The following is a 22,882-nucleotide window of genomic DNA, read 5'->3' on the forward strand; positions in this document are numbered from 1 at the left end:
CCCTAACAGGCGTACATATCCACAGTTATTTTATATTACAAATTTAAAAAAAGGAGATTATCCGGCAACGATCGATCTACTCATTGATTGCTCCACAATGCGGGCATATTCCTTTCTCATAGAGCTTAGCCCCACAATGCCCACAGCGATATTTATAGCCACTATTTTTACGGACTTTCTTCACAAATAAAGCCATGAAGCACATCAAGAAAAGATATCCTACATAAATGTGCGTAGTCAATATGAAGAAGAAATAGCAAAAAATGCAACTGGACGTCAAACCAAGCAAATAAAAAAGCGCAGCCGTGGGTGTAAGTTGGCGAAACAAATCATCGAGTACAGCCAAAAAGACAATCAGAAAGATCCAAATGCTCAATAAAAAGACAGACAATATAAATGGTACTTTAAAAGGAGAAAGTGTAGGATTATAATAAAAGTGCTGCCAAGTATCAGGCGCAAAAACCTGTATGGATTCATAAACAGTGGCACTGAATGCCATCAACAGACAGAGGAAAAGCGGGTAGATGCTGTCTATATCATTAAAATAAACCATCTGTAACTGCTTGCGGCGGAAAGCACGGAATAAATAAGCCCCCACAAACAGGGCAAAAACCACTACAAAATAGGATGCATGCGTATTACTGAAAAGGTGAATGAACTGTGATATACTGTCGGTAGGCACAAACGATTTCCGAAGGTCTCGTTCTCTAACCCATCCCTGTACCTCCTGTGAATGAGCCAGTTTAACCCAAACACTGTCTATACTGTCTGCCGGATGAACCGCTAATTCGGCTACTACCACCCTGTCACCTTTATAAAGGTTCACAAAGGAGTTCTTTACCGGCAGGCACTCTAAAGTCACAGAATCAGCTTGTACTTCAAGATTGGTATTATATGTATAATGATGTTCATAAAAATAACTTATAGAATCTTTTGTACTCTCTTTCATCTCCTCAGAAGAAAGATCAGGCTGAGGATAATGGCAAGAGAGAAGGAAAAAGGACGAATTAAAGAGGAAGAGGAAAGATAACAAATGACGTAGACAAGGCAGCACAGAAAATAGTCTATGCCGTGACCGATTGCTACGTATTATATGCTCCATAAATTTCTGAACTCTGTTCCCCATCTTCTTTTTCCCCATATCCAATTCTTAATTCTCCCTTCTTCCTTCTTAACTCTCCCCTCTCTCTTCTTTTCCAATTGTCATTTGGCAGTTTTTGCAATCGAATGACAACCGGAACTGCTTACCATCGGTTCCTATTAGATAATAGGGTTCCCGGTAGGGAGAACGCTCACGATGATGAATGGGACACCATCCCATACTATAGCGCAAACAATGCTTACAAAACATTAGGATAGCTTCTTCTACAGGCTGTTTTTCATATGCCGGGGCAATTGCCTGCACACCATGATCTTTATAAAAGGAAGCGGCACGGGCATTCATGACATTCCCAAGATATGTAAGTGTCTGTTGGGGATAAGCATGAGTAGTAGGTTTAAAAACTGCTATTTCCCGTTGATAAGTCATCCTTCGGGCAGTTATTAGCTTATCCACCGCTTGGCGACGTAAATCTGTAAGCACAGAAGCAGGAATAAACCAGTTCTCTTTAAAATCCACATCGATCCGTGTCGCTTCAAAGGGAGTATTACCCAATTTGGAAAGTTGGTTCCTGAGGTTTTCCTCCTGTGGCGTGCGGGCTAGTTCTTTATCACGAGGCAACGTCAGAGTTATGCTGTTATCATCCTCATCCGTCAGTGACAGGGAAAAGCCGAAGTTATTTTCCGAAAGCAGGATGACCACTGCTATCTTCCTTTCAGACGATTTACGAGATAGCACCCGTTCAAATTCCTGGTCGAAGTTACGATAAAGCACCGTACGAGGTTTGATGCGAGGCATCTCCTGTGGATAGAGCTTGTTGCCTTCCACACGATTGATACGAAACCCCTGCAACCGACCTTGCTCATCAATATAACATACACCGTCACCGTTATTGAACGATTTGATCCCAGCCACAGTAAGGTAATTTCCACGTGCCTCTTTCATCGTTCCCATCTCCTCACCAAGCGACTTCGGAGTATCGAAAGAGGATATACTTTTATCCCGTCCATGCAAGAAATAGTTTGTAAAGCCACGGCTGAAACTCTTATCTAGCTGAGGACGAAAATCCAGATGGCACACACCGGAAGAAGCGCGGGCATACTCTTTCCGACGTACAAAAATGGCATCCAGCTTTTGACGGTAAGCTGCCGTCACATTCTTCACATAAGAAACATCTTTCAGCCGTCCCTCTATTTTCAAAGAAGATGCACCGGCATCGAGCAAAGCCTCCAGTTCGTCACTTTGATTGAGATCCTTCAATGAAAGAAGATGTTTGTTTTTCACAATCACTTTGCCATCCGCATCCACCATACTGAAAGGCAAACGACAAAACTGCGCACATTCACCCCGGTTAGCACTTCTGCCGAAGCAGGCTTGACTGACATAACACTGACCGCTGTAGCTGACACATAAAGCACCGTGTACAAAGACCTCAAGAGGCGTATCGGGACAAGCCTCATGAATCTTGCCGATCTCTCCCAAAGTGAGTTCACGGGCAAGCACCACCTGACGGAATCCGGCTTCGGCGAGAAATTTCACTTTTTCTACCGTGCGGTTATCCATTTGCGTACTGGCATGAAGTGGAATAGGAGGCAAATCAAGTTGCGTGATAGCCATATCCTGAACAATCAAAGCATCCACCCCTACCCGGTAAAGCTCCTTTATCATCGCTTCCGTCTCCTTAAGTTCCTCCTCTTTGAGAATCGTGTTGACGGTAACGTAGATACGTACATTATATAAATGCGCATACTCCACCAAAGCGGCAATGTCCTCGAGTGAATTAACCGCAGCGGCACGTGCCCCGAACTTCGGCGCTCCGATATAAACGGCATCCGCACCATGATTGATGGCCTCTATGCCACATTCCAGATTCTTGGCAGGAGCCAAAAGTTCTATCTTACGCTGTTTTATCATTCGATGTCATTAATATTATAAGGTGTTTCCTGGTATACGAAATAGTTCAGCCAGTTGGAGAATAAAAGATTGGCATGCCCCCGCCAACGAACCACAGGCCCACGGTCGGGATCATCGTTTATATAATAATTACGCGGCATTTCTATGGGAAGCCCCTTTTCAAGATCGCGACGATATTCCGTATCGAGTGTCAACGGAGAATATTCCGAATGACCAGTTACGAAAAACTCACGCCCTCCACGAGCCATTACCATGTATACGCCCGATTCATCCGATTCGGAAAGTAAAGTCAGTTCCGGAACTTTGAGGATGTCCTCTTTCCGCACTTCTGTATGACGGCTGTGAGGCACATAGAATTCATCATCGAATCCACGGAAAATAGGATGCAACGGATCGAGCGTCCGATGCTTAAAAACCCCGAACATCTTCTGATTTAAAGAGTATTTAGGAATGCCATAGTGATGATACAACCCGGCTTGGGCAGCCCAACAAATGTAAAGCGTAGACGTGACATGGGTACGCGCCCAGTCGAATATACCGGTAATCTCGTCCCAATAGTTGACCTCCTCAAAATCCATTTGTTCCACTGGGGCACCGGTGATAATCATACCGTCATACTTCTCATCACGCATTGCGTCAAAATCGGTATAGAACGCTTTCATATGTTCGACCGGCGTATTTTTAGAAGTATGACTCTTTATCTTCATAAACGATATTTCTACCTGTAGGGGCGTATTCGACAATAAACGTACCAGATCCGTTTCAGTAGTGATTTTCAACGGCATCAGGTTGAGAATAATAATCCGCAAGGGACGGATATCTTGTTGCGTAGCACGCGAATTATCTATCACAAAGATATTTTCTTCTTTCAGTAATTCTATTGCAGGTAACTTATCGGGTAAATTTAATGGCATAGAAGTATCTACTATTTTACTAATTAACTATTTATTGTTCAGAATGCGGTGCAAAAATAACGATTTCGTCACAGAGTACGCAAAGGCACTGAACTTTTCTTGTAGATTTATTCGAAGTAGAAAGTCAATACGATCATACGCGACTTCACCTTACCGATAGATTCGGTAAACTTCATCAATGATTTATCGGTAAGATCCGTACGATTCTTTTCCAAAATATTGGACAATCCGAAGCAGAACTTAAGTTCCGGTATTAATTTAAAAAAGGGAAGGTAAAGGTCGCATCCAAGCCCCACTTCAATGTAACAATCAAAAGGTTTCACTAGTAAGGGACGAGATTTTTTCACGCTCAAATCATATGTAGGACTTAAACCGAGTACTGCATAAGGACGGTAATTATTAAATCGTTCCGCACTGAATTTCACATTGATGGGAAGAGATAAATAAGCCGATTTCACATTCTGTGACTCTTGGTCGCCACTTGTCTGTTCTCTGAAAATAACCTTTTTATCTCCAAAATGCAACGTAGGGATCAGACGCAGGGACATATATTGATTAAGGTATAACTCCCCCAAAACCCCTACAGAGAATCCCGGTGAATATTCGGGAATATCGGCAAACCATACTTGCCCGTCTTCTGTCACAAAACCATTGTTCACAAATTTAAGATCCTGCATGTGGATACCGGCTAAAAATCCGTAATGCCAGACCCGCTGGTCAATATAGGGGCGGTTCTGTACCTTACGCTTCTGAGCAAAAACGCCAGCAGTCAGGAGCGAAACAATGAGGAGTAGTACGATTCGTTTCACATCCTTAAAAACGATTTTATTGTTAAATTATTGCCTCGCTTATTTAGAAGCGGTACAAATTAAAGGATTTTAATCAAGAATGAGAGCAACTAATGAATAAAACATGTATTTTTGCCCAACAAATTAGTACTAATAATTAAAATATTAAAGAAAATGGCTTACGTAATTAGTGACGATTGTATTGCTTGCGGAACTTGTATCGACGAGTGTCCGGTAGGAGCAATTTCTGAAGGCGATATCTATTCAATCAACCCTGACATGTGTACAGATTGTGGTACTTGTGCAGATGTTTGCCCTTCTGAAGCAATTCACCCGGCAGAATAATACGATCGACAAGAGACAACAAAGGCTGCTTTTCTTTTCAGAAGGCAGCCTTTTTTATTATGGATTGTTCCGAACCTTATATTTCATCCGGCCACGGACAGGGTTTATTAGTCAATTTGAAACTCGGACGCTGTGCGCCTGTTGCACGCAAATAATTGCCTAATTGTTTTGAAAGGTGTGTTACAATCTCCGGATTCTGGTCAGCAACGTTATTTTTCTCACCGATATCATCAGGGATATTAAACAGCTCTTTCTTTCCCGTTTCATAATAGTAAACCAGTTTCCAATCGTCTTGACGGATCGCACAATCCAAATTTATACCAGGTCCGTCATTTCCCCAGATATTAGGAAAGTTCCAGACCAAAGTACGGCCTTTGGATGGATCTCCCATACCTTTCAGTAACGGCATAAAACTTATCCCATCTACCGGACTCACCGTTTTATAGTTTTTGATTCCGGCTATCTCGAGTATGGTAGGATAAAAATCCTCAATCATGAGATATTTATCACAACGGGTATCAGCGGCAACGACACCGGGCCAACTGACAATCATCGGTTCACGAATTCCGCCTTCATACAAAGAGCCCTTTCCACTGTTCAAAGGATAGTTTTGCGTATGTGGCGTGCCATCACGCCATGCAGGTTCTGCTGCCAATCCCCCATTATCACTCATAAAAAGAATGACTGTATTATCGGCTTCACCATTCTTCTCCACCCAGTCCATCAAGTCGCCCAAACTCTTGTCCATGCCTTCGATCAAGGAAGCATAAGCTGCTTCTTTGTCACTCAATCCCTTTCTGACATATTTTGGATAAAAGCGCATGTCTTTATCAACCGGTACATGGATGGCATAATGCGCCATATATAAATAGAAGGGTTGGTTGTATTTCTTTGCCCTATCCAATGCTTTGATGGCTTCCTGCGTCAAAGCTTCCGTAGCAAACACACCGGTTCCCCAATAATTCTCCAAACCGGGAATAGCCATTAATGAATAAGGTTTGCCATCTCTTGAATGCCCATAGTTCTTTTCACTGAGATAAGTCGCCAACCCTCCGGCTGCGTGTCCGGCTATATTGACTTCAAAACCCCAATGAGTAGGATTCTCACCGGGAGTATCTATAGATCCGAAATGAGCTTTGCCGCAGTGAATGGTGTGGTATCCGTTCTGTTTCAATAGTTCGACAAAAGAAGTGCCGACAAATGTATTAGGAGTACCCGGTACTTGGCTCACACCATTATAATTCCAGTCAGGTACTTGTATGGTCTCACTGCTACGATCCGTAGCCTTATCTCTTTCCAATGTCCAATTGGTCACCCGATGGCGGCAAGCATTGGCACCTGTAATCAGACTGCATCGGGTAGCGGAGCTGATGTTACAGGCATATGCTTGCGTAAACATCATTCCTTTCTTTGCCAAACGCTCCATATTGGGAGTTTCATAAACCTCATTATAATGAGTTTCCTGCGTCCAAAAAGGTAAGGAAGTATCTTGCCATCCCATATCGTCCACAAGAAAAAGGATAATATTAGGCTGCCTGCTTACCCGTTCTAAAGAATTCTGCTTTTGCGCATTGCCATTTGCGATGGTTAGTGATGCCAAAGTAACACTAAAAAGGATTTGCTTATTCATGGTATATTATAGTGTAAAAAGAATTATTTCAATTGCTGTTTATTGTGAAACAAAATATGCGCTGAAGATTATGATATCCGGTGTTGCAGCTACTTCTGTCAAAGTTAGCCGCAGTTCGGTAGCCTGCACTGGTGCAAACTTAGCGATTCGCTTGTGCCCGACCGATTCACCGCTGCACACTTGCCGCCACTTTCCATCGACCTTTGCTTCTATTTTATATTTACGGATGCGCTCTCCATAACAGATGTTTTCTTGAATAATACAATAGTTTACCGGCTGTCTTTTCCCTAAACGGAGATTGAGAACCTTTTTATTTCCGTTGACAGTTGCAATGGGAGTGGAAAAACGGTGATTAATTTCATCTCCCATCTCCTTTAATCTCTGAACGTCACCTGTAGGAATCAATCCTGTCGTGTCAGGAGTTAGTCCTAATACAAGAGTCGCGTTTCGCCCAACCGATTTCTCATATTTATCCATCAATTCATCCAAAGGATAGACATTGTTTTCGTCATCCGGTTCCCAAAACCATTCATGTCTGCCGTTCGCTCCGCGAAGAGGAGTATCCGCCATAGCGGGAACCCAGTATTTTCCATCCTTATCACCATGCTTTAACAAAAACAGTTGTTTCTCACTGGATTCTAGGCTTTTATTATGCGAAGAGAGTGTAGGAAAGGTAGACCAACACGGGTATTCTACCGTTCCCGTTTCTGAACCTCCCCAACGAATATCGGCACGGTCCACATTATGATAAAACAAACAATTTGGTTGATAACGGTTCACGATAGGCTCTACGTCAGGTCCTTCCCCACGCGGATCATCGGCACCACCGTCAAACCAGATCATAAATAAATCACCATAACGGGTACACAATTCTGTCACCATCTTCTCACAAAGTCTCTTGTACCAAGCTTGTCTGTTTTGTGCAAAATCGCCTTCACCTTCTGCTTTAAAATTATGAATACCTAATAGAGAATTCCAACGAATACCTATATAAATTCCTGGTTGGATGCCATATTTCCTGCAAGAGTTCACAAAGTCACGTACTATATCCCCTTTTCCATCACGCCATTTTACAGCTTTCAGGCAATACGGATTGACATCGCTCTGCCACAAGCCAAATCCGGTCTCATGAGTAGCAGTAAGTATGGCAAACCTGCATCCGGCAGCCTTAGCCGCCAGTACCCATTGATCGGTATTCAGCTCTGTGGGATTAAAGATATTATAATCTTCCATAGGATTAATCCTGTTGTTGCCTTGCCCATACCGTATGCCGTCGAACACATGTAAATCATAATGGAACACAGCACCCATCTCAGCTTCATGCCATTTCAGTTGATGAGGCTTCGGAATAGTAATTTCTTGTGCCTGAAGAAATACTATGACGAGATTCAGTAACACAAGCGCAGAAAAGTACTTTTTCATGTTTTATAATTAATTTATCAGGTTTATATGCTATCAAAAACAATAGGTAAACGGATCATCAATCTTCACTAGTTTAAACGATTAGGATTTCTTTCTTATTCTTTTGAAACTGGGACAAAAGTAGAGAATTAGATGCTTTTACAACATACATATTCCTCTCAATCGATATACATATTTAATTCAAAACCCGTTATTTTAGAGTTATACTTGCCTTTTACTTATTTATTTCGTTTATTTGTATTCAAAACAATACTGTGATGAACCGAATCCGACTATTCTTTTGGACCATACTGTTACCATTGATCAATAGTTATGCTTTTCCTGATTATGACATGACACTATTGACTATGCAAAATGGATTATCGGACAACACAGTAACTTGCATATATAAAGATGCTGATAATTTCATGTGGTTCGGTACCGACAACGGGTTGAACCGATACGATGGAAAGACAATCAGAAACTTTAGTAATAGTTCTTCCCATATGCGAATCTCGGAGATTAAAGAAATCTCAGATTCTTATCTGGCAATCCTATCAGATGGAAAACTTCAATGTTTCGACCGTAAAAGGGAATGTTTTATACCCATAAGCCATACATCTGACCACTCTGCCGTACAAATTTCTCATCTATTAACGGACTCTTCTTCCCAAATATGGGGGATAACGGGCAAAAGAATGATCTTATACCAATATCAGGAAATAAAAAATCGGGAAAATGAAGTAACAGAAATCCAATTAAGTGTCCTCAGACAAAAAGAATTCTTCCTAAATAATGATCAAGAAGCATTGGCTGACTTCTGTTACATCGGCAGTCTGAAAAAAGCAGGACTGATAACGAACCGTGGACGCTTGATTCTGATTCCCCTCCACTCTCTTGAAACGGATGAAATTATCAATCTGACAGATGATCTTTCTTTTTTAGAGATTACTTCCGTATATACGGACAAATATTCCTTATGGGTCACAACAATCGCCAAAGGCATATACCGCATTCATTTTCCAAACCGGGAAATTGAACACATCACCTACCAAGACAATCCGGAAAAACAACAATTGTCACATACCGATGTATATCAAATAACCCCTATCAATGAAACACAATATATAGCTGCAACTTGGAGTGGATATACCCTACTGACTTGTGATAAAGACACCCACAGGATATGCAAAACCAATATATATAAAACTCTTTCTCACACCTACCGAAACATAGAGACCCGGATGTTATCGGCTTATTACGATCGGCACCATCAACTTTGGTTAGGTACTAACGGAGGAGGTGTGATACATATGGATTTGCAAACACAACCGTATCGACAATTCTATCAGAAAAGACATAATGAAATCTGTGGTATCACAATCGATAACGAACAATACATTTGGTTGGCAACCTACCATCAAGGCATCATGAAAAGTATAACACCTTTCAATGATTACTCTGTACCGGATTTCCATCCGACAGGTCCGGATGATGTACGTTCAAAGAAAACGGTGCTTTGTACGGTCAAAGAAACCAACGGAACGCTATGGTTCGGTAATCATGACGGAACCATAACCTCTTATCATCCTGACACCCGGAAATTCCAAATTCATACGATCGAAGACGGAGAAAACAACCTGAATTCTCCTGTTTGGACTTTATTCATTGATTCTATGCAGCGAATGTGGGTAGGAACAGAAAAAGGCCTGTTTCTCTATACGCTCCAAACAGGTAAATTCAGGCGTTTGCATATAGAAGAGTCTTTGAAGAACGAAATAACAAAAGGGCTGCTAATACGAGCTATTACCGGTATGGCTAACGGAGATATCTGGTTGGGAACCAGCAATGCGGGGATTTGCCGGGTAATACTCTCTCCTGATGGAAATATATCTTCTGTCCGCAACGGTTATGAAGCGGATGCAAAAATCGCCCCTCAATCCGTACGTTCTTTGGCAGCATCGTCCGATGGCAATCTTTATATAGGATATATGGACGGCTTTGCAGTTTTAACTCCTGACTCCGACCGGATTTCAAACTTTTATACAACATACAACGGTCTGCCCAATAATTATATAGGTGCGATCACCGAAGATGAAAAAGGCAGGATATGGCTCGGAAGTAACTCAGGGATTTCTCTTTATAACCGTAATCAGCACCTGTTCTACAATTATTATTTTACCGGAAGTAACCGTTCCGTCCTATCATACAAAAACCTTTTGTTGTGGGGGAATAACCGAAGCCTGACTTATTTTGAGCCTGACAACCTTAGTCGATCGACTACAAATGAACAGGTGCTAATTACCGGAATGGAAGTCGAAAATAGAACAGTTCCTATAAACAAACAGATTCACGGACAAATCATCCTGAAAAGGAGCATTACCTATACCGATTCACTGGTACTAAACTATACTAACAGGGAATTTACTCTCACTTTCAATAATTTATCATACATCCCGGAACTACAAAAATACACGTACCACCTCCTGCCTGTTCAAGAAGAGTGGCTGGTTGCAGAGGAAGATGCCAAAGCAACTTATAGCAATCTGCCCGAAGGAGACTATCTATTTGAAGTGAAAAGTATATTCCCCGACGGACATAGCGGCAAGGCGACTTCACTGAAAATAAAAATACTCCCACATTGGAGTCATACACCTCTTTTTCGACTATCCTTTTTATTAGGCCTAATAGGATTATCGGCATACGGATTTCGATTGCTTCTAAAACGCAAAAAGCGTAAAGAAGAGGAAATGCGGATAAAACAGGAACTGCTCACTGTTAACGAACAACACGAACGGCTGAAACATATCTATAACGCCACATTGATGACTAAAGAAGAAACCGCGGATGAAGAAAAAAACAATCCGTTCATGCAACAAGTCATTCATGTAATCGAAACGAATATTCCAGATGAGAACTTCAATGTAAAAGCACTGGCAAAAGAGTTGAACATGAGTCAGCCTACCTTATACAGACGCATGAAACAATGTGGTGAACTAACGGTGATCGACCTTATCCAAAGTGTACGCATCAATAAAGCAGCTGCCCTACTTATGGAAAACCGGTATTCTATCCAAGAGATTTCCGCAATGGTGGGTTATAGCGATGCACGTACCCTCAGAAAACACTTTACAGAGCAGTTCGGGATTCCCCCTTCCAAATATGCTGAAAAGAAACAGAATGCAAAAACGGACTACCTTCTTTAAATACATAGAGATAGTCCGTTATCTTTTTGGGAAAATATTATTCCTTATTTTAGCTTCGCCAATGCCTCCTTGATACGGTGAATAGCCTCAACAATATTTTCATCACTGGTTGCATAACTCATGCGGATGCATTCAGGAGCACCGAAAGAAGTACCACCGACACAAGCTACGTGGGCTACTTCCAACAGATACATAGCCAAATCATCCGAATTAGTAATTCTACGTTCACCATCCGATTTACCGAAGAAAGAATCACATTTCGGGAACAGATAGAAAGCACCCTGAGGCACATTTACTTCAAAGCCCGGTACTTCTTTCGCCAATTTCACAATCAGATCACGACGACGCTCGAAAGCCTTGCGCATCTCTTCAACCGGTGCTTGTGAACCCGTATAGGCAGCTTCGGCAGCTTTCTGAGATACCGAACAAGGTCCGGAAGTGTACTGTCCCTGAAGTTTATTACAAGCTTTTACAAGCCATTCCGGTCCGGCAATAAAGCCGATTCTCCAGCCTGTCATTGCATAAGCTTTTGAAACCCCGTTTACAATAACCGTGCGTTCTTTCATCTCGGGGAACTGCGCTATGCTCTGATGCTTACCAATATAATTGATATGCTCGTAAATCTCATCAGCAATCACAACTACCTGCGGATGTTTAGCCAATACGGCTACAAGTCCGGCAAGTTCTTCATGAGTATAAACCGAACCGGTAGGATTAGAGGGTGAACAGAGAATCAGTGCTTTCGTTTTCGGTGTAATAGCAGCTTCCAACTGTGCAGGAGTAATTTTAAAATCCTGTTCGATACCGGCAGGAATAATTACCGGAGTCCCCTCAGCCAGCTTTACCATTTCCGGGTAACTTACCCAATAAGGAGCAGGTACGATCACTTCATCTCCTGGATTAACCAAGACAAGTACCGCATTACAAACCGACTGTTTGGCACCGTTGGCACACGAAATCTGAGCGGCTGTATATTCCAGACCATTCTCTTTCTTCAGTTTCTCTACGATCGCATTGCGCAACGCTGGATAGCCCGGAACCGGTGAGTAACGTGAGAAGTTGTCGTCTATTGCCTTCTTCGCAGCTTCTTTGATGTGATCGGGTGTATTAAAGTCGGGTTCTCCGACACTTAAATTAATTACATCGACGCCTTGCGCTTTAAGTTCGTTACTTTTCTGCGACATGGCTAACGTTGCCGAAGGCGACAAGCTGTTCAAACGGTCTGATAACTGATTCATTTTGTATCTATTTTATGGTTGTTGAATGAAATTCGCTGCAAAATAAGCTATAAAATCCGACATATGAAAGCAAATCGGCTTTTTACTTGTTAAAATGCAGCGTATGCCCCATTCGTTCCTTCTTGGTTTTCAGATAGCGTTCGTTGTAAGGATTAGGCACTGTTTCAATGCCGACATTTTCTACAATTTCTAACCCATAAGCTTCCAGACCGACACGTTTAACAGGGTTATTAGTCATCAAACGCATTTTATGTATGCCCAATTCACGCAAGATTTGCGCACCTACACCATAATCCCGTTCGTCAGCCAAATGTCCCAGACATATGTTAGCATCTACAGTATCCATGCCATCTTCCTGCAATTTATAAGCCTTCATCTTTTCCATCAAGCCGATACCTCGTCCCTCCTGGTTAAGATAAACAATCACTCCTTTTCCCTCTTTTTCGATCATCTCCATCGATTTGCGAAGTTGTTCACCGCAATCACAACGCTTAGATCCCAAAATATCTCCTGTTGCACAAGAAGAATGTACACGAACCAGTACCGGTTCATTCTCATCCCAAGTACCTTTGAATAGAGCCATATGTTCCAGGCCGTTCGATTTCTGGCGGAAAGGAATCAGACGGAAATCACCGCACACAGTAGGCATATTTACTTCCACTCCCTTTTCTACAATTGACTCTTGCTTTAGTCTATAGGCAATCAGGTCATTGATGGAAATTAGTTTCAGATTGTGTTCATCTGCCATTTTACGAAGTTCGGGCAAACGAGCCATCGTGCCGTCTTCACTCATAATTTCCATTAATGCTCCCGCAGGATAAAGTCCGGCAAGACGTGCCATATCAATGGTGGCTTCCGTATGCCCGGCACGGCGAAGTACTCCTTTTTCCTGTGCATAGAGAGGATTGATATGTCCCGGGCGACCAAAAGTAGCAGGCGTAGAAGCAGGATCGGCCAATGCAAGAATAGTCGCAGCGCGGTCGGAAGCGGAAACACCGGTAGTACAACCTTCCAGCTTATCGATTGTCACGGTGAACGGTGTGCCCAATACCGATGTATTGTCACTCACCTGATGAGGCAAGTCCAGTTCTTTACAACGTGAAACTGTGACCGGCGCACATAATACACCACGTGCATGTTTCAACATGAAATTAACTTTCTCGGGAGTTATCTTTTCAGCAGCAATAATCAGATCCCCTTCATTTTCACGGTCTTCATCATCTACTACAATAACAAACTTACCTTCTTTAAAATCGGCAATCGCATCTTCGATTCGATCCAATCTGATTCTTTCCATATCTTTATCTATTTATAAATTATTATTTGTTTTAATAATGTCCTGTATTTCCGCGTTGTTCTTAATGATCCGTTCCATGTCTTTGCTCAGTCGAATCCGGAAAGCCCAAATACGAAAATAAAAGAACAATCCCACTGGAACAATCACTCCCGCCAACAAATTGAGCCAATATATATGGAACGGTCGTACATGAGCCGTTACTGCTATGATGGGATAATTATTTAAAGCAGTCAGCATGGTGACTGATTTAGAATTAGACATTTCTTCTACCAAGCTTTCAAGTTGTTCATTAATAGCTTTCATCTCATTGTCCTCGCCAACACTCATCCAGAGTTTAAAATAATTGGGGATCTTTCGTAACGGGTGGGTATTCACATAGGCCCGGCACCGTGCGGTCAATGCATTCAGTTCATCCGAGATCCGTGAGTAATCGGGATCATGAATAATAACCTCTTTTCTCGCCAAATGGCGTACACTGCGGATTCCGACAATCCGTTTAAACCATGAAATATATGCATCGGCATTCAGTACGACAGAATCATTATTGGACTTATACGTCAGAAAAAAGCCTAAAGGAGCCAAAATGGACGAACTTAACCATACCCCCATCCAAATAATCCACTTCCCATCGCGAGCCATCTTGTAACCACTATTGTCAATGACGTAATAAATGATAAACACCAGTACGGACACGATTACCGGCATTCCCAGACCTCCTTTACGGATAATCCCCCCTAAAGGCGCACCAATAAAGAAGAAAAGCAAACATGAAAGTGATATCGTAATCTTCTTATGCCATTCGATACGATGTCTGCGTATCTGATAATCGTTGGTTTCAAGCGTATAAGTTTTGAAACTATAATCACCTTGCAAACTCCCCGTACGACTTACGGCTGAAGATATTATTTTCTGTTTTTGCATCAAAGTAGCCGCTTCAAAAAGACTGTCTACATTATAAGATGCTATATTTGCCTCCGCAATCCGAAGGGTATCATTCTTCGACAGACCTGAAGGTTGGCTGTAAGCCCCCCCCATGGCCTCTTTAAAATATTGCCTGCCGATACTGTCACCATAATGTGTCATGGAATCGATCGATGCTTTAAGAGTTCCCATACTTTTGGTCGTTGCCTGATTGCTCATGATACTCGCATCCGCCATATTAAAATCAGAGTCAAACTCTATAATGGTATGTTTCTCACGAAAAGATTCTCGCCGGTAGGGTACGTTTTGGGATTTTACATTCTGACTTTTCAAATTCTCAAACAACTCCCCACTATATAAATGAAGGTACAAATGCTGCTTGTCGGCGGTCATTTCCATTTTACCGGAATCGGCATAAATAATGTGTGCATTTTCCGCCCCATCCTTGAAATTATAAATCAGCACATCATATAACATGCCGGTCTTACGGTCTTTCTTTCCTACTTTAAGATTATAGTCGGGGATTTCAGAATAAAAAACTCCCTCCGGAATATCGAGTTCTGGTGATTTCTGTTTCATGGAGATTAGCAGAGTACCCAACTTACCTTGAGCAATCGGACCGATTACATTCTGAAAATAAAACGAAACAACACAAATGAAACAGACGAGTATAATGAGAGGACGCATGATCTTTAATAAAGAAATGCCCGCCGCTTTCATGGCGAGCAATTCATATCGTTCTCCGAAATTACCAAAAGTAATTAATGATGCCAGTAATACAGCCAACGGCAAAGAGACCGGTACCAAAGTCAAAGCGGAATAAAAGAAGAACTGAGCCATCACACTCATTTCCAACCCCTTTCCTACCAATTCGTCCACATATCTCCACAGAAACTGCATCATAAAGATGAAGAGACAAATGAAGAATGTTCCAATAAAGAGCAACAAAAAACTCTTTACTATAAATATATCTAATCTTTTTATGCGAAGCATCTTATAATCCGTTTCATGCGATTAAGATGCAAAATTAGCACAAAAAAAGAAGTGAGGAAAGTTTTCTTATGAAAGTTAACTAAAAACCACAAGTTCTTCTTAACTTAACAACTTGAGATTCCCATAATTCCTTCATATCCTCCACCTCGTCCGGTTCGGCAAAATCCGTTATTTCCAATACAAAGACATTTGTCAGTTCATTGAAATTCATTTTAATTTCAAAATAATCCCGTTCGTTTTCATCGTCCAACCAACGGAACCGGATAAAAGAATAAGCACGAATGGCTATTATCTCGGCATCCCTGCGTTCTGTTTTTCCCCAATGGAATTCAACGATCTTATCATTCGACACCACTCTATCAGCGAACCAGTCCTCCAGACCGGTCGGGGTGCTTATAGCGGACCAAAGTATATTTTTTGAGGTCGCATTCAATAGATATTCTAAACGAATTTTCTCTCTTTTCATGATTCAATTAACTTTTTGTGTGTGCCAAGATAGGTACTTTTTTCTAATTACATGGCATAAATTAAGTACTTTCTTTCATTTCTCTTCCTTCTTGCGGTTCTGAGAGGGGGAGTTTCCCTCATTTCATCCCGAAAGAATAAAAGAAAAACAGTTTTTTTCTTCAATTGTTTTGGAGTTTTAAAAAAAGTATCTATCTTTGCACCCGCAATCGAGAAATGATGGCGCGATAGCTCAGCTGGTTAGAGCGCATGATTCATAATCATGAGGTCCCCAGTTCAATCCTGGGTCGCGCTACTTGATAAAGAATAAGGCATTTGGGAGGCTTCCACTCTTGGGTGCCTTTTTCTTTTGCTAACCTCCTTTACTCTTCCATTTACTAACAAGGTTGTTAACAAAGTTATTAACAGGTTAATTTACTGTCATCATGATATATAAGTATTTTTTCTACTAAACAAATTAAAGTACTACACAGTTATCAACAATCCTTTTCTAACAAAATTTCTCATAATCTCATAATAGTATGTACATATATACTTTCAGTTGATTCACTTTACTGGTTGTAAAAATACGTACTTTCACAGTATAGGTATACATACTTTATACACTGTTAATATACATCTTAACAATGGCTTAAATACGTACTTTTATAAAATGAAATGTTGGAAAATTCCTATGCTTTCAATTTTATAATGAACCGACTTCCTTTGCCCAATTCACTCTGCACAGTCAGAGTGCCGCCATGTGCCTCAACAAAATCCTTCGAAATGGAAAGTCCCAAACCACTACCCTGAACCTTGGTTCCCGGCACACGGAAATAGCGGTCAAAGATACTTTGATGATACCGAGGATCTATTCCTTTACCGAAATCCTGTACATAAAGTTCAATATATTCACCTTCCTGGGAAGCACCAATGATAACACGACCATTTTCTTTGGAATAACGTATGGCATTGCTCAAAAGATTGGTCAATACCCAAGCTATTTTCTCACTGTCAACGAATAGTTTACTCACTTTTTCTTCCGGATATTCCACTTCAATCTGAATATTAAATTTATCAGCTTGCACCTGATTAGCTTTAATGGCATATTCAATCAATTCGACTGGTTTCGTTATCTTCGGGATCATCTGCAATTTGCCTGCTTCTACCTGAGTCATATCCAACAACTCGCCAGTAATCTCCAACAATCGCTGACTACTCTCCCGAATACTTTTGGAGAGCTGTTCCTGCTCTTCATTCAAATCGCCTACCCGTTTGTCTTCAAGAAGCTGAAGACTCATCATTATTGCCGAAATAGGGGTTTTCAGTTCGTGGGAGATCGTGGATATAAAGGTCGTCTTGGCCGAATCGAGTTCTTTGAATTCTGTTATATTTTTCAACAAGATTACGTCTCCCAGTTTCCGTGGTTCATCTCCGGTTGCCTCTGCATTCGTAATAGGAATGTACGATGCTTTAAAATAACTCTCTTTATTATCAGCGTATATCTTCAAGGGTTCTTTTTTATCTCCGGGAGTGACCAATTCACGGATCAGACGTCGCAATAAATCATTCTTCAACGAAAGCTCTTCAGCGGATTTCCGAATGACGTTTTCCCGTTTCAAATTAAGGACATTGAGTGCTTCTTTATTGATAAAAAGTATCTCTCGTTCCATATTAAGTCCGATGATCGGCTCATTGATGCTGTTGACGATCGCTTCAAGAAATTTCTTTGCCGCCAGGATATCCGCCAACGTGCTGGCACGATATTCCGTCAGGCGTTCCGCCATGCGGTTGAAACTATCTGCCACCTCACGGAACTCCTGACTGTTCTTCATATCCAGCCGCTTCTCATAATTATGACCAGCTATCTCGAGGATACCTTCTTTCAATTCCTTAATGGGGCGACTGATGGAGCGGGGCAACCAGAAAAGTAATACCAGACCCGTAAGGACACAAATCCCACCCGTAATGGAAATCCATAAAAGTGCGCGTTCCAAGCCGGGCATAGCAGCCGGACTATCCGGTTCGGTAGCTGTAAGAATCTGGAGATTAACGACCGAAAGTGTAACCAATAGAATAATCATTCCGGCTAACATCCCGATGCCAAGAAGCAATTTAGTTTTTATATTCATAAAGCTCTAATCTTAAATATTATGCAAGTATAATCAAATCTACGTTCGCTTGTGCCAGATTCTCTAAAAACTTTTTATAATGCATGACGGTAAAAAGAGCCTGTGGCAAACGTAAGCACGGGCTCCCCATACAAACGGTAGTAATCTGCCTTTCCCGGCAAGCACACACAATGCTGCCAAAGACATCCCGGGATTGTATTTGTAATACCTCGCCTCCCAGTTCGGCCACAAGCTTGAAATGATTCAGCAGATGCCGTTGGCTGGCAAGGTCAATGCGATCCATACTTTCCCGGGGAGTCTGCACATACAGGGCGATAAAGGTCGTGTTGTATCGTGTGGCAAGACGGGCAGCTTTCCGAATAATGCGCCGAGGTGTCTTTTCATGACTGCTAATGCAAGCCATGAACTTCTCATGACGGATGCCTACACCTGTCACCACCTCATTTTCCACCTTTTTCTCGACACGCAAAGCCACTTCTTTCAGAGCCAGTTCACGCAACTGGAGAATATTCTCGGTCTTAAAGAAATTATTGAGTGCCACCGCTATCTTTTCCTGACGATAAATCTTCCCTGCTTTCAACCGAGTAATCAGTTCTTCGGCAGTCAAATCGATATTCACCACTTCGTCAGCCTCCTGAAGTACACTGTCGGGAACCCGTTCCTTCACTTCGATGCCGCATATGTCCTGCACTTCCTCATTCACACTTTCGATATGCTGTATATTGATGGCTGAGATTACATTAATTCCCTCCTCAAGCAGAGTCATCACATCCTGCCAACGCTTCTCGTTCAAACTCCCCTCCACATTGGTGTGTGCCAGTTCATCCACAATCACTATTTCAGGACGAATGCGGATAATTGCCTCGAGATCCATCTCTTCCAGTTCCTTTCCTTTATAGAAAACCTTGCACCGGGGAATCACAGGCAGCCCGTCCAACAATGCTTCCGTACCGGCACGGCCATGTGTCTCCACATAGCCGATTTGCACCCCTACTCCATTATCAAGCAGGTCGTGTGCCTCCTGAAGCATACGATAGGTCTTTCCGACACCGGCAATCATACCGATGTAGACCTTAAACTTTCCCCGACGCGACTTCTTAATCAAATCCAGAAAATGCTGCACGCTCTCCTCTCTGTTCATCAGTCGAATATAAATGATGGTTTCAAAGTAATTCCAAATACTAAATGCGCATCTTCCAGACGCGGATTCCAGACGGCCTGTGCAAAAACAGGGAGGGCAAACCTGTCGCTTAATCGTAACTCCGCTGTTCCCTTTAAGGCAACATTGGTGACAGCGAAACCCTTGCAATAATATTGAGGAGCTTTATAGGGAACCACGCCACAGGTAAGATTCAAAGCCACCGATCTTACATTGAACGGATAATTAAATTCCACATAAGAGGAGTAGTTCTGTTTTTCTTCTCCCCGATCATTGACTGTCTTGTCCTGACCGGCAAACATCGTGTACCAGGCAACCGAAAGTGGAAACTTTTCAACAGGTAACGTATATGCCAGCCCGGCTTCAAAATGATGGGCAGTCGCATGACTCTTGAAGTTGAAATACTTACCTGCTCCTTGTCCCGCCCACCAAAGATCGGCAACGGAAAGAGTAAGTCCGGAGTCACCGAATGTATATGCCGCAGTCAAGTCGATCTCTTTGCTTGCCATTCCTTCGGATGACCGGCAACCGTCAAAGTCGGTCGATCCCCAAGCCGTAAGCGAAAAACCTTTGATGCTGAAACCTAATGTCGGCTGAATACTCACCCCGGTCTGATACATCCCCCGCCAGATATAAGAACTGACTATATCTCCCTGTATCGCAAATTCCTGTGCATTTGTGCCGGCTACCCCTATAAAACATAAAGCAGCGGCAGCCAAAGAACGTAAAATCGTTTTTCTATCAGTCATTTTCATCATTTATTGTATTTCCCTGCTTCTTCCAAAGCGATATTCAACTCCAATACATTCACCTTCTCAGTTCCAAACAGTCCCAACAAGGGTTTCTCTACGGATTTATCAACAATCTCTTTCACCACTTCCTCCCGCATACCGCGCGCTTGTGCCACCCGTTTCACCTGTACATAGGCAGAGGCAGGTGTGATATCCGGGTCTAAGCCCGAAGCACTGGCAGTCACCATTTCTGCGGGCACATCTTTACGGTTCAGGTAGGGATGATGCACTAGGAAAGTGTCGATACGTGCTTCTACTTCGGCCAGATACTCAGGATTTGTAACTCCTTTATTACTTCCGGAAGAGCCGGTAGCATCGTAACCGTCACCGGCACAGGAAGGTCGTCCCCAGAAATAAATATCTTTCGTAAATCTTTGCCCTACATTGGCGGCTCCTACCACTTGCCCATCCAACAGAACCACTTCGGCATTGCCCCTGTTAGGTCCGGCTACCTGCGCAAACAGCCAAAGGACAAGGACATAAAACAGTGAAAAGAATACGCAAAAAACAAGCGTTATTTTAATCGATTTCAATAAAGTCTTCATTACTAATCTGTTTTAAAAGAATAAACTTACTATCATATCTATCAACTTAATTCCTACAAAAGGAACGATCACGCCACCCAAGCCGTATATCAGCAGATTGCGGCGTAACAAAGCACTGGCACCTATGGGTTTATATTGTACCCCCCGCAATGCCAACGGGATCAGAACAGGGATAATGACAGCATTGAAAATGATCGCTGAGAGGATAGCACTTTCCGGACTATGCAGCTTCATGATGTTCAGGGCTGCCAACTCGGGAATAGCTACCATGAAAAGTGCCGGCACGATGGCAAAATACTTGGCTACGTCATTGGCAATAGAAAAGGTAGTCAACGTGCCGCGTGTCATAAGCAACTGCTTGCCGATCTCCACGATCTCGATCAGTTTTGTCGGGTCATTGTCAAGGTCTACCATATTGCCGGCTTCCTTGGCAGCTTGTGTACCGCTATTCATTGCCACACCTACATTGGCCTGAGCCAGAGCAGGAGCGTCATTCGTGCCATCACCCATCATGGCTACTAACTTCCCGGCTTCCTGTTCCTTTTTTATGTATTCCATCTTATCTTCGGGCTTTGCCTCAGCGATATAATCATCCACTCCGGCTTTCCCGGCAATGTATCTTGCAGTCAAAGGATTGTCACCAGTCACCATTACTGTCTTTACCCCCATCTTACGAAGTCGTTCAAAACGTTCCTGAATACCCGGTTTGATGATATCCTGCAATTCGATAACCCCCATCACCTTCCGGTCTACACAGACTACCAACGGTGTACCACCGTTGCCCGAAATCGCTTCAATCACCTGTTCCACTTCACGGGGAAATACATTTCCAGCCTTTTCTGTCATCTGTCGAATGGCATCAAAAGCACCTTTGCGGATTTGTGTGCCATCGGCAAGATCGACACCGGAACACTTCGTTTCAGCGGTAAACTTAATCATCTTTGCCCCGGTGGTATTGAGGTTTCTCATACGAAATCCGGAGTCACGCCCCAGTTCGACTATCGATTTGCCTTCCGGTGTTTCATCCGATAAAGATGCCATCAGACAAGTTTCCACAAACTTGCGCTCGTCCATCCCCGGAGCTACATGAAACTTGGTAGCTTTACGATTGCCTATCGTAATGGTGCCGGTTTTATCCAACAACAGCGTGTCGATATCCCCGGCCGTCTCGACAGCTTTCCCTGATTTGGTAATCACATTAGCCCGCAAGGCACGATCCATACCGGCTATACCGATGGCGGAGAGCAAACCACCTATCGTTGTCGGAATGAGACAGACGAAAAGTGAAATGATAGCTGCAATCGGAATTGCAGTTCCCGGATGATCGATGTTCGTATAGTCGGCAAACGGAATCAACGTGATACAAACAATGACAAACACCAAAGTAAATCCTGCCAGCAAAATGGTCAATGCAATCTCATTCGGGGTTTTCTTGCGGCTCGCCCCTTCCACAAGGGCGATCATCTTATCCAGAAAACTCTCTCCCGGCTGTTGGGTGACCAATACCTTGATAGTGTCCGAAAGCACTTTCGTACCGCCCGTCACAGAGCTTTTGTCACCTCCTGCTTCACGAATGACGGGTGCGGACTCCCCCGTGATGGCACTTTCATCAATAGAAGCCAGTCCCTCTATTATTTCTCCATCTGCCGGGATCGTATCGCCAGCCTCACAAACAAAGACATCTCCTTTTTTCAGCTTTGAACTGCTTACCGTTTGGAGTTCTGCACCTGCCACCAACTTCGCAGGAGTCTCTTCACGTGTCCTACGCAGACTGTCCGCCTGTGCTTTCCCCCGTGCCTCGGCTATCGCTTCTGCAAAATTGGCAAAAAGCAACGTGAGGAATAAAATCACAAACACCAACAGGTTATACCCAAACGAACCGTATTGCTCCGTCCCTATTGAAAGGAGGGTGACCACCAGCATAATGAGGGTTACGATCTCTACGGTAAACATAATCGGATTCATCACCATCGTCCGCGGATTTAACTTTACGAACGACTGTTTCATGCTTTCCATTATTTGCTCCTTTTGAAACAAAGAAGCTGATTTATTATTTTTCATACTC

At 42.7% G+C, this 22,882-nt stretch carries 16 protein-coding genes, 1 tRNA gene and 2 pseudogenes; 4 read left to right on the top strand and 15 right to left on the bottom strand.

All coding sequences use genetic code 11. The features are described 5' to 3' along the window. Positions 1 to 76 precede the first annotated feature (76 nt). The 4 genes from H8744_RS02780 to porT all read right to left on the bottom strand — a co-directional run bounded on the left by H8744_RS02780 (position 77) and on the right by porT (position 4,736). Complete coding sequence (locus H8744_RS02780; protein ID WP_439649366.1) at positions 77 to 1,126, bottom strand: hypothetical protein; 1,050 nt, start codon at positions 1,124 to 1,126, stop codon at positions 77 to 79. Positions 1,127 to 1,171: 45 nt separating this feature from the next. After that, positions 1,172 to 3,013 (bottom strand): peptidase U32 family protein, encoded by a 1,842-nt coding sequence (locus H8744_RS02785; protein WP_262433394.1) that lies wholly within the window; start codon positions 3,011 to 3,013, stop codon positions 1,172 to 1,174. Beyond that, the gene (gene metA / locus H8744_RS02790) at positions 3,010 to 3,927 is read right to left on the bottom strand and encodes a homoserine O-acetyltransferase MetA (protein WP_262433395.1); all 918 of its coding nucleotides are present in this window, start codon (positions 3,925 to 3,927) and stop codon (positions 3,010 to 3,012) included. Before metA ends, H8744_RS02785 begins: the two co-directional genes overlap by 4 nt. A 107-nt stretch (positions 3,928 to 4,034) precedes the next feature. After that, on the bottom strand, positions 4,035 to 4,736 hold the full coding sequence (gene porT / locus H8744_RS02795; RefSeq protein ID WP_262433396.1) for a type IX secretion/gliding motility protein PorT/SprT: 702 nt from the start codon (positions 4,734 to 4,736) through the stop codon (positions 4,035 to 4,037). A 153-nt stretch (positions 4,737 to 4,889) separates the two neighbouring features. On the opposite strand from porT, the gene fdxA reads away from it, so the two are divergent. Further along, positions 4,890 to 5,060 (top strand): 4Fe-4S ferredoxin, encoded by a 171-nt coding sequence (fdxA, locus tag H8744_RS02800; protein WP_262433397.1) that lies wholly within the window; start codon positions 4,890 to 4,892, stop codon positions 5,058 to 5,060. A 76-nt stretch (positions 5,061 to 5,136) separates the two neighbouring features. Here the strand turns inward: fdxA and H8744_RS02805 are convergent, their stop codons facing one another. Next, positions 5,137 to 6,690, bottom strand: coding sequence for a sulfatase (locus H8744_RS02805; RefSeq protein WP_262433398.1), 1,554 nt, complete (start codon positions 6,688 to 6,690; stop codon positions 5,137 to 5,139). Positions 6,691 to 6,729: 39 nt separating this feature from the next. After that, positions 6,730 to 8,112: an alpha-L-fucosidase gene (locus H8744_RS02810; protein WP_262433399.1), complete on the bottom strand. Its 1,383-nt coding sequence runs from the start codon at positions 8,110 to 8,112 to the stop codon at positions 6,730 to 6,732. Positions 8,113 to 8,459: 347 nt separating this feature from the next. Between H8744_RS02810 and H8744_RS19100 the strand changes: the two are divergent. Then, positions 8,460 to 8,531 (top strand): annotated as a pseudogene (locus tag H8744_RS19100) (two-component regulator propeller domain-containing protein); the annotation flags it as partial. 1,293 nt (positions 8,532 to 9,824) lie between these two features. Continuing rightward, positions 9,825 to 11,297: pseudogene (locus tag H8744_RS19105) on the top strand (helix-turn-helix domain-containing protein); the annotation flags it as partial. Between the two features lie 44 nt (positions 11,298 to 11,341). On the opposite strand, the gene H8744_RS02820 reads toward H8744_RS19105, so the two are convergent. From H8744_RS02820 to H8744_RS02835, 4 genes are all read right to left on the bottom strand, one after another. Further along, positions 11,342 to 12,535: a pyridoxal phosphate-dependent aminotransferase gene (locus tag H8744_RS02820; protein WP_262433401.1), complete on the bottom strand. Its 1,194-nt coding sequence runs from the start codon at positions 12,533 to 12,535 to the stop codon at positions 11,342 to 11,344. A gap of 82 nt (positions 12,536 to 12,617) precedes the next feature. Then, a complete protein-coding gene (locus H8744_RS02825) occupies positions 12,618 to 13,832 on the bottom strand; it encodes a bifunctional 3,4-dihydroxy-2-butanone-4-phosphate synthase/GTP cyclohydrolase II (protein ID WP_262433402.1) in 1,215 nt (404 codons plus the stop codon). A gap of 12 nt (positions 13,833 to 13,844) precedes the next feature. After that, a complete protein-coding gene (locus tag H8744_RS02830) occupies positions 13,845 to 15,746 on the bottom strand; it encodes an LptF/LptG family permease (RefSeq protein WP_262433403.1) in 1,902 nt (633 codons plus the stop codon). A gap of 79 nt (positions 15,747 to 15,825) precedes the next feature. After that, entirely contained in the window at positions 15,826 to 16,212 is a 387-nt protein-coding gene (locus H8744_RS02835; RefSeq protein WP_262433404.1) for an START-like domain-containing protein, read from the bottom strand. Positions 16,213 to 16,432: 220 nt separating this feature from the next. On the opposite strand from H8744_RS02835, the gene H8744_RS02840 reads away from it, so the two are divergent. Beyond that, positions 16,433 to 16,506 (top strand) — tRNA-Met (locus H8744_RS02840). Positions 16,507 to 16,882: 376 nt separating this feature from the next. Here the strand turns inward: H8744_RS02840 and H8744_RS02845 are convergent. From H8744_RS02845 to kdpB, 5 genes are read right to left on the bottom strand one after another with little or no spacing between them, the layout of a single operon-like run. Further along, on the bottom strand, positions 16,883 to 18,322 hold the full coding sequence (locus H8744_RS02845) for a sensor histidine kinase (RefSeq protein WP_262433405.1): 1,440 nt from the start codon (positions 18,320 to 18,322) through the stop codon (positions 16,883 to 16,885). Between the two features lie 19 nt (positions 18,323 to 18,341). Continuing rightward, positions 18,342 to 19,463 (bottom strand): sensor protein KdpD, encoded by a 1,122-nt coding sequence (locus H8744_RS02850; protein ID WP_262433406.1) that lies wholly within the window; start codon positions 19,461 to 19,463, stop codon positions 18,342 to 18,344. Beyond that, complete coding sequence (locus tag H8744_RS02855) at positions 19,463 to 20,230, bottom strand: TorF family putative porin (protein WP_262433407.1); 768 nt, start codon at positions 20,228 to 20,230, stop codon at positions 19,463 to 19,465. The genes H8744_RS02850 and H8744_RS02855 overlap by 1 nt, the downstream gene beginning before the upstream one ends. Before the next feature lie 5 nt (positions 20,231 to 20,235). Continuing rightward, positions 20,236 to 20,817 carry a K(+)-transporting ATPase subunit C gene (locus H8744_RS02860; RefSeq protein WP_262433408.1) on the bottom strand — a complete coding sequence of 194 codons (582 nt, stop codon included), beginning with the start codon at positions 20,815 to 20,817 and terminating at the stop codon, positions 20,236 to 20,238. A 12-nt stretch (positions 20,818 to 20,829) separates the two neighbouring features. Next, positions 20,830 to 22,878, bottom strand: coding sequence for a potassium-transporting ATPase subunit KdpB (gene kdpB / locus H8744_RS02865; protein WP_262433409.1), 2,049 nt, complete (start codon positions 22,876 to 22,878; stop codon positions 20,830 to 20,832). Positions 22,879 to 22,882 lie beyond the last annotated feature (4 nt).

Source organism: Jilunia laotingensis (assembly GCF_014385165.1).
Classification (GTDB): domain Bacteria; phylum Bacteroidota; class Bacteroidia; order Bacteroidales; family Bacteroidaceae; genus Bacteroides; species Bacteroides laotingensis.

What these genes read in the sequence shown, in the direction of transcription:
- H8744_RS02785 (WP_262433394.1), bottom strand. Translation starts at nt 3,013, where the DNA reads ATGATAAAACAGCGTAAGATAGAACTTTTGGCTCCTGCCAAGAATCTG.
- kdpB (WP_262433409.1), bottom strand. Translation starts at nt 22,878, where the DNA reads ATGAAAAATAATAAATCAGCTTCTTTGTTTCAAAAGGAGCAAATAATG.
- H8744_RS02855 (WP_262433407.1), bottom strand. Translation starts at nt 20,230, where the DNA reads ATGACTGATAGAAAAACGATTTTACGTTCTTTGGCTGCCGCTGCTTTA.
- H8744_RS02845 (WP_262433405.1), bottom strand. Translation starts at nt 18,322, where the DNA reads ATGAATATAAAAACTAAATTGCTTCTTGGCATCGGGATGTTAGCCGGA.
- H8744_RS02825 (WP_262433402.1), bottom strand. Translation starts at nt 13,832, where the DNA reads ATGGAAAGAATCAGATTGGATCGAATCGAAGATGCGATTGCCGATTTT.
- H8744_RS02850 (WP_262433406.1), bottom strand. Translation starts at nt 19,463, where the DNA reads ATGAACAGAGAGGAGAGCGTGCAGCATTTTCTGGATTTGATTAAGAAG.
- fdxA (WP_262433397.1), top strand. Translation starts at nt 4,890, where the DNA reads ATGGCTTACGTAATTAGTGACGATTGTATTGCTTGCGGAACTTGTATC.
- H8744_RS02860 (WP_262433408.1), bottom strand. Translation starts at nt 20,817, where the DNA reads ATGAAGACTTTATTGAAATCGATTAAAATAACGCTTGTTTTTTGCGTA.
- H8744_RS02810 (WP_262433399.1), bottom strand. Translation starts at nt 8,112, where the DNA reads ATGAAAAAGTACTTTTCTGCGCTTGTGTTACTGAATCTCGTCATAGTA.
- metA (WP_262433395.1), bottom strand. Translation starts at nt 3,927, where the DNA reads ATGCCATTAAATTTACCCGATAAGTTACCTGCAATAGAATTACTGAAA.
- H8744_RS02835 (WP_262433404.1), bottom strand. Translation starts at nt 16,212, where the DNA reads ATGAAAAGAGAGAAAATTCGTTTAGAATATCTATTGAATGCGACCTCA.
- H8744_RS02830 (WP_262433403.1), bottom strand. Translation starts at nt 15,746, where the DNA reads ATGCTTCGCATAAAAAGATTAGATATATTTATAGTAAAGAGTTTTTTG.
- H8744_RS02820 (WP_262433401.1), bottom strand. Translation starts at nt 12,535, where the DNA reads ATGAATCAGTTATCAGACCGTTTGAACAGCTTGTCGCCTTCGGCAACG.
- H8744_RS02780 (WP_439649366.1), bottom strand. Translation starts at nt 1,126, where the DNA reads ATGGGGAACAGAGTTCAGAAATTTATGGAGCATATAATACGTAGCAAT.
- H8744_RS02805 (WP_262433398.1), bottom strand. Translation starts at nt 6,690, where the DNA reads ATGAATAAGCAAATCCTTTTTAGTGTTACTTTGGCATCACTAACCATC.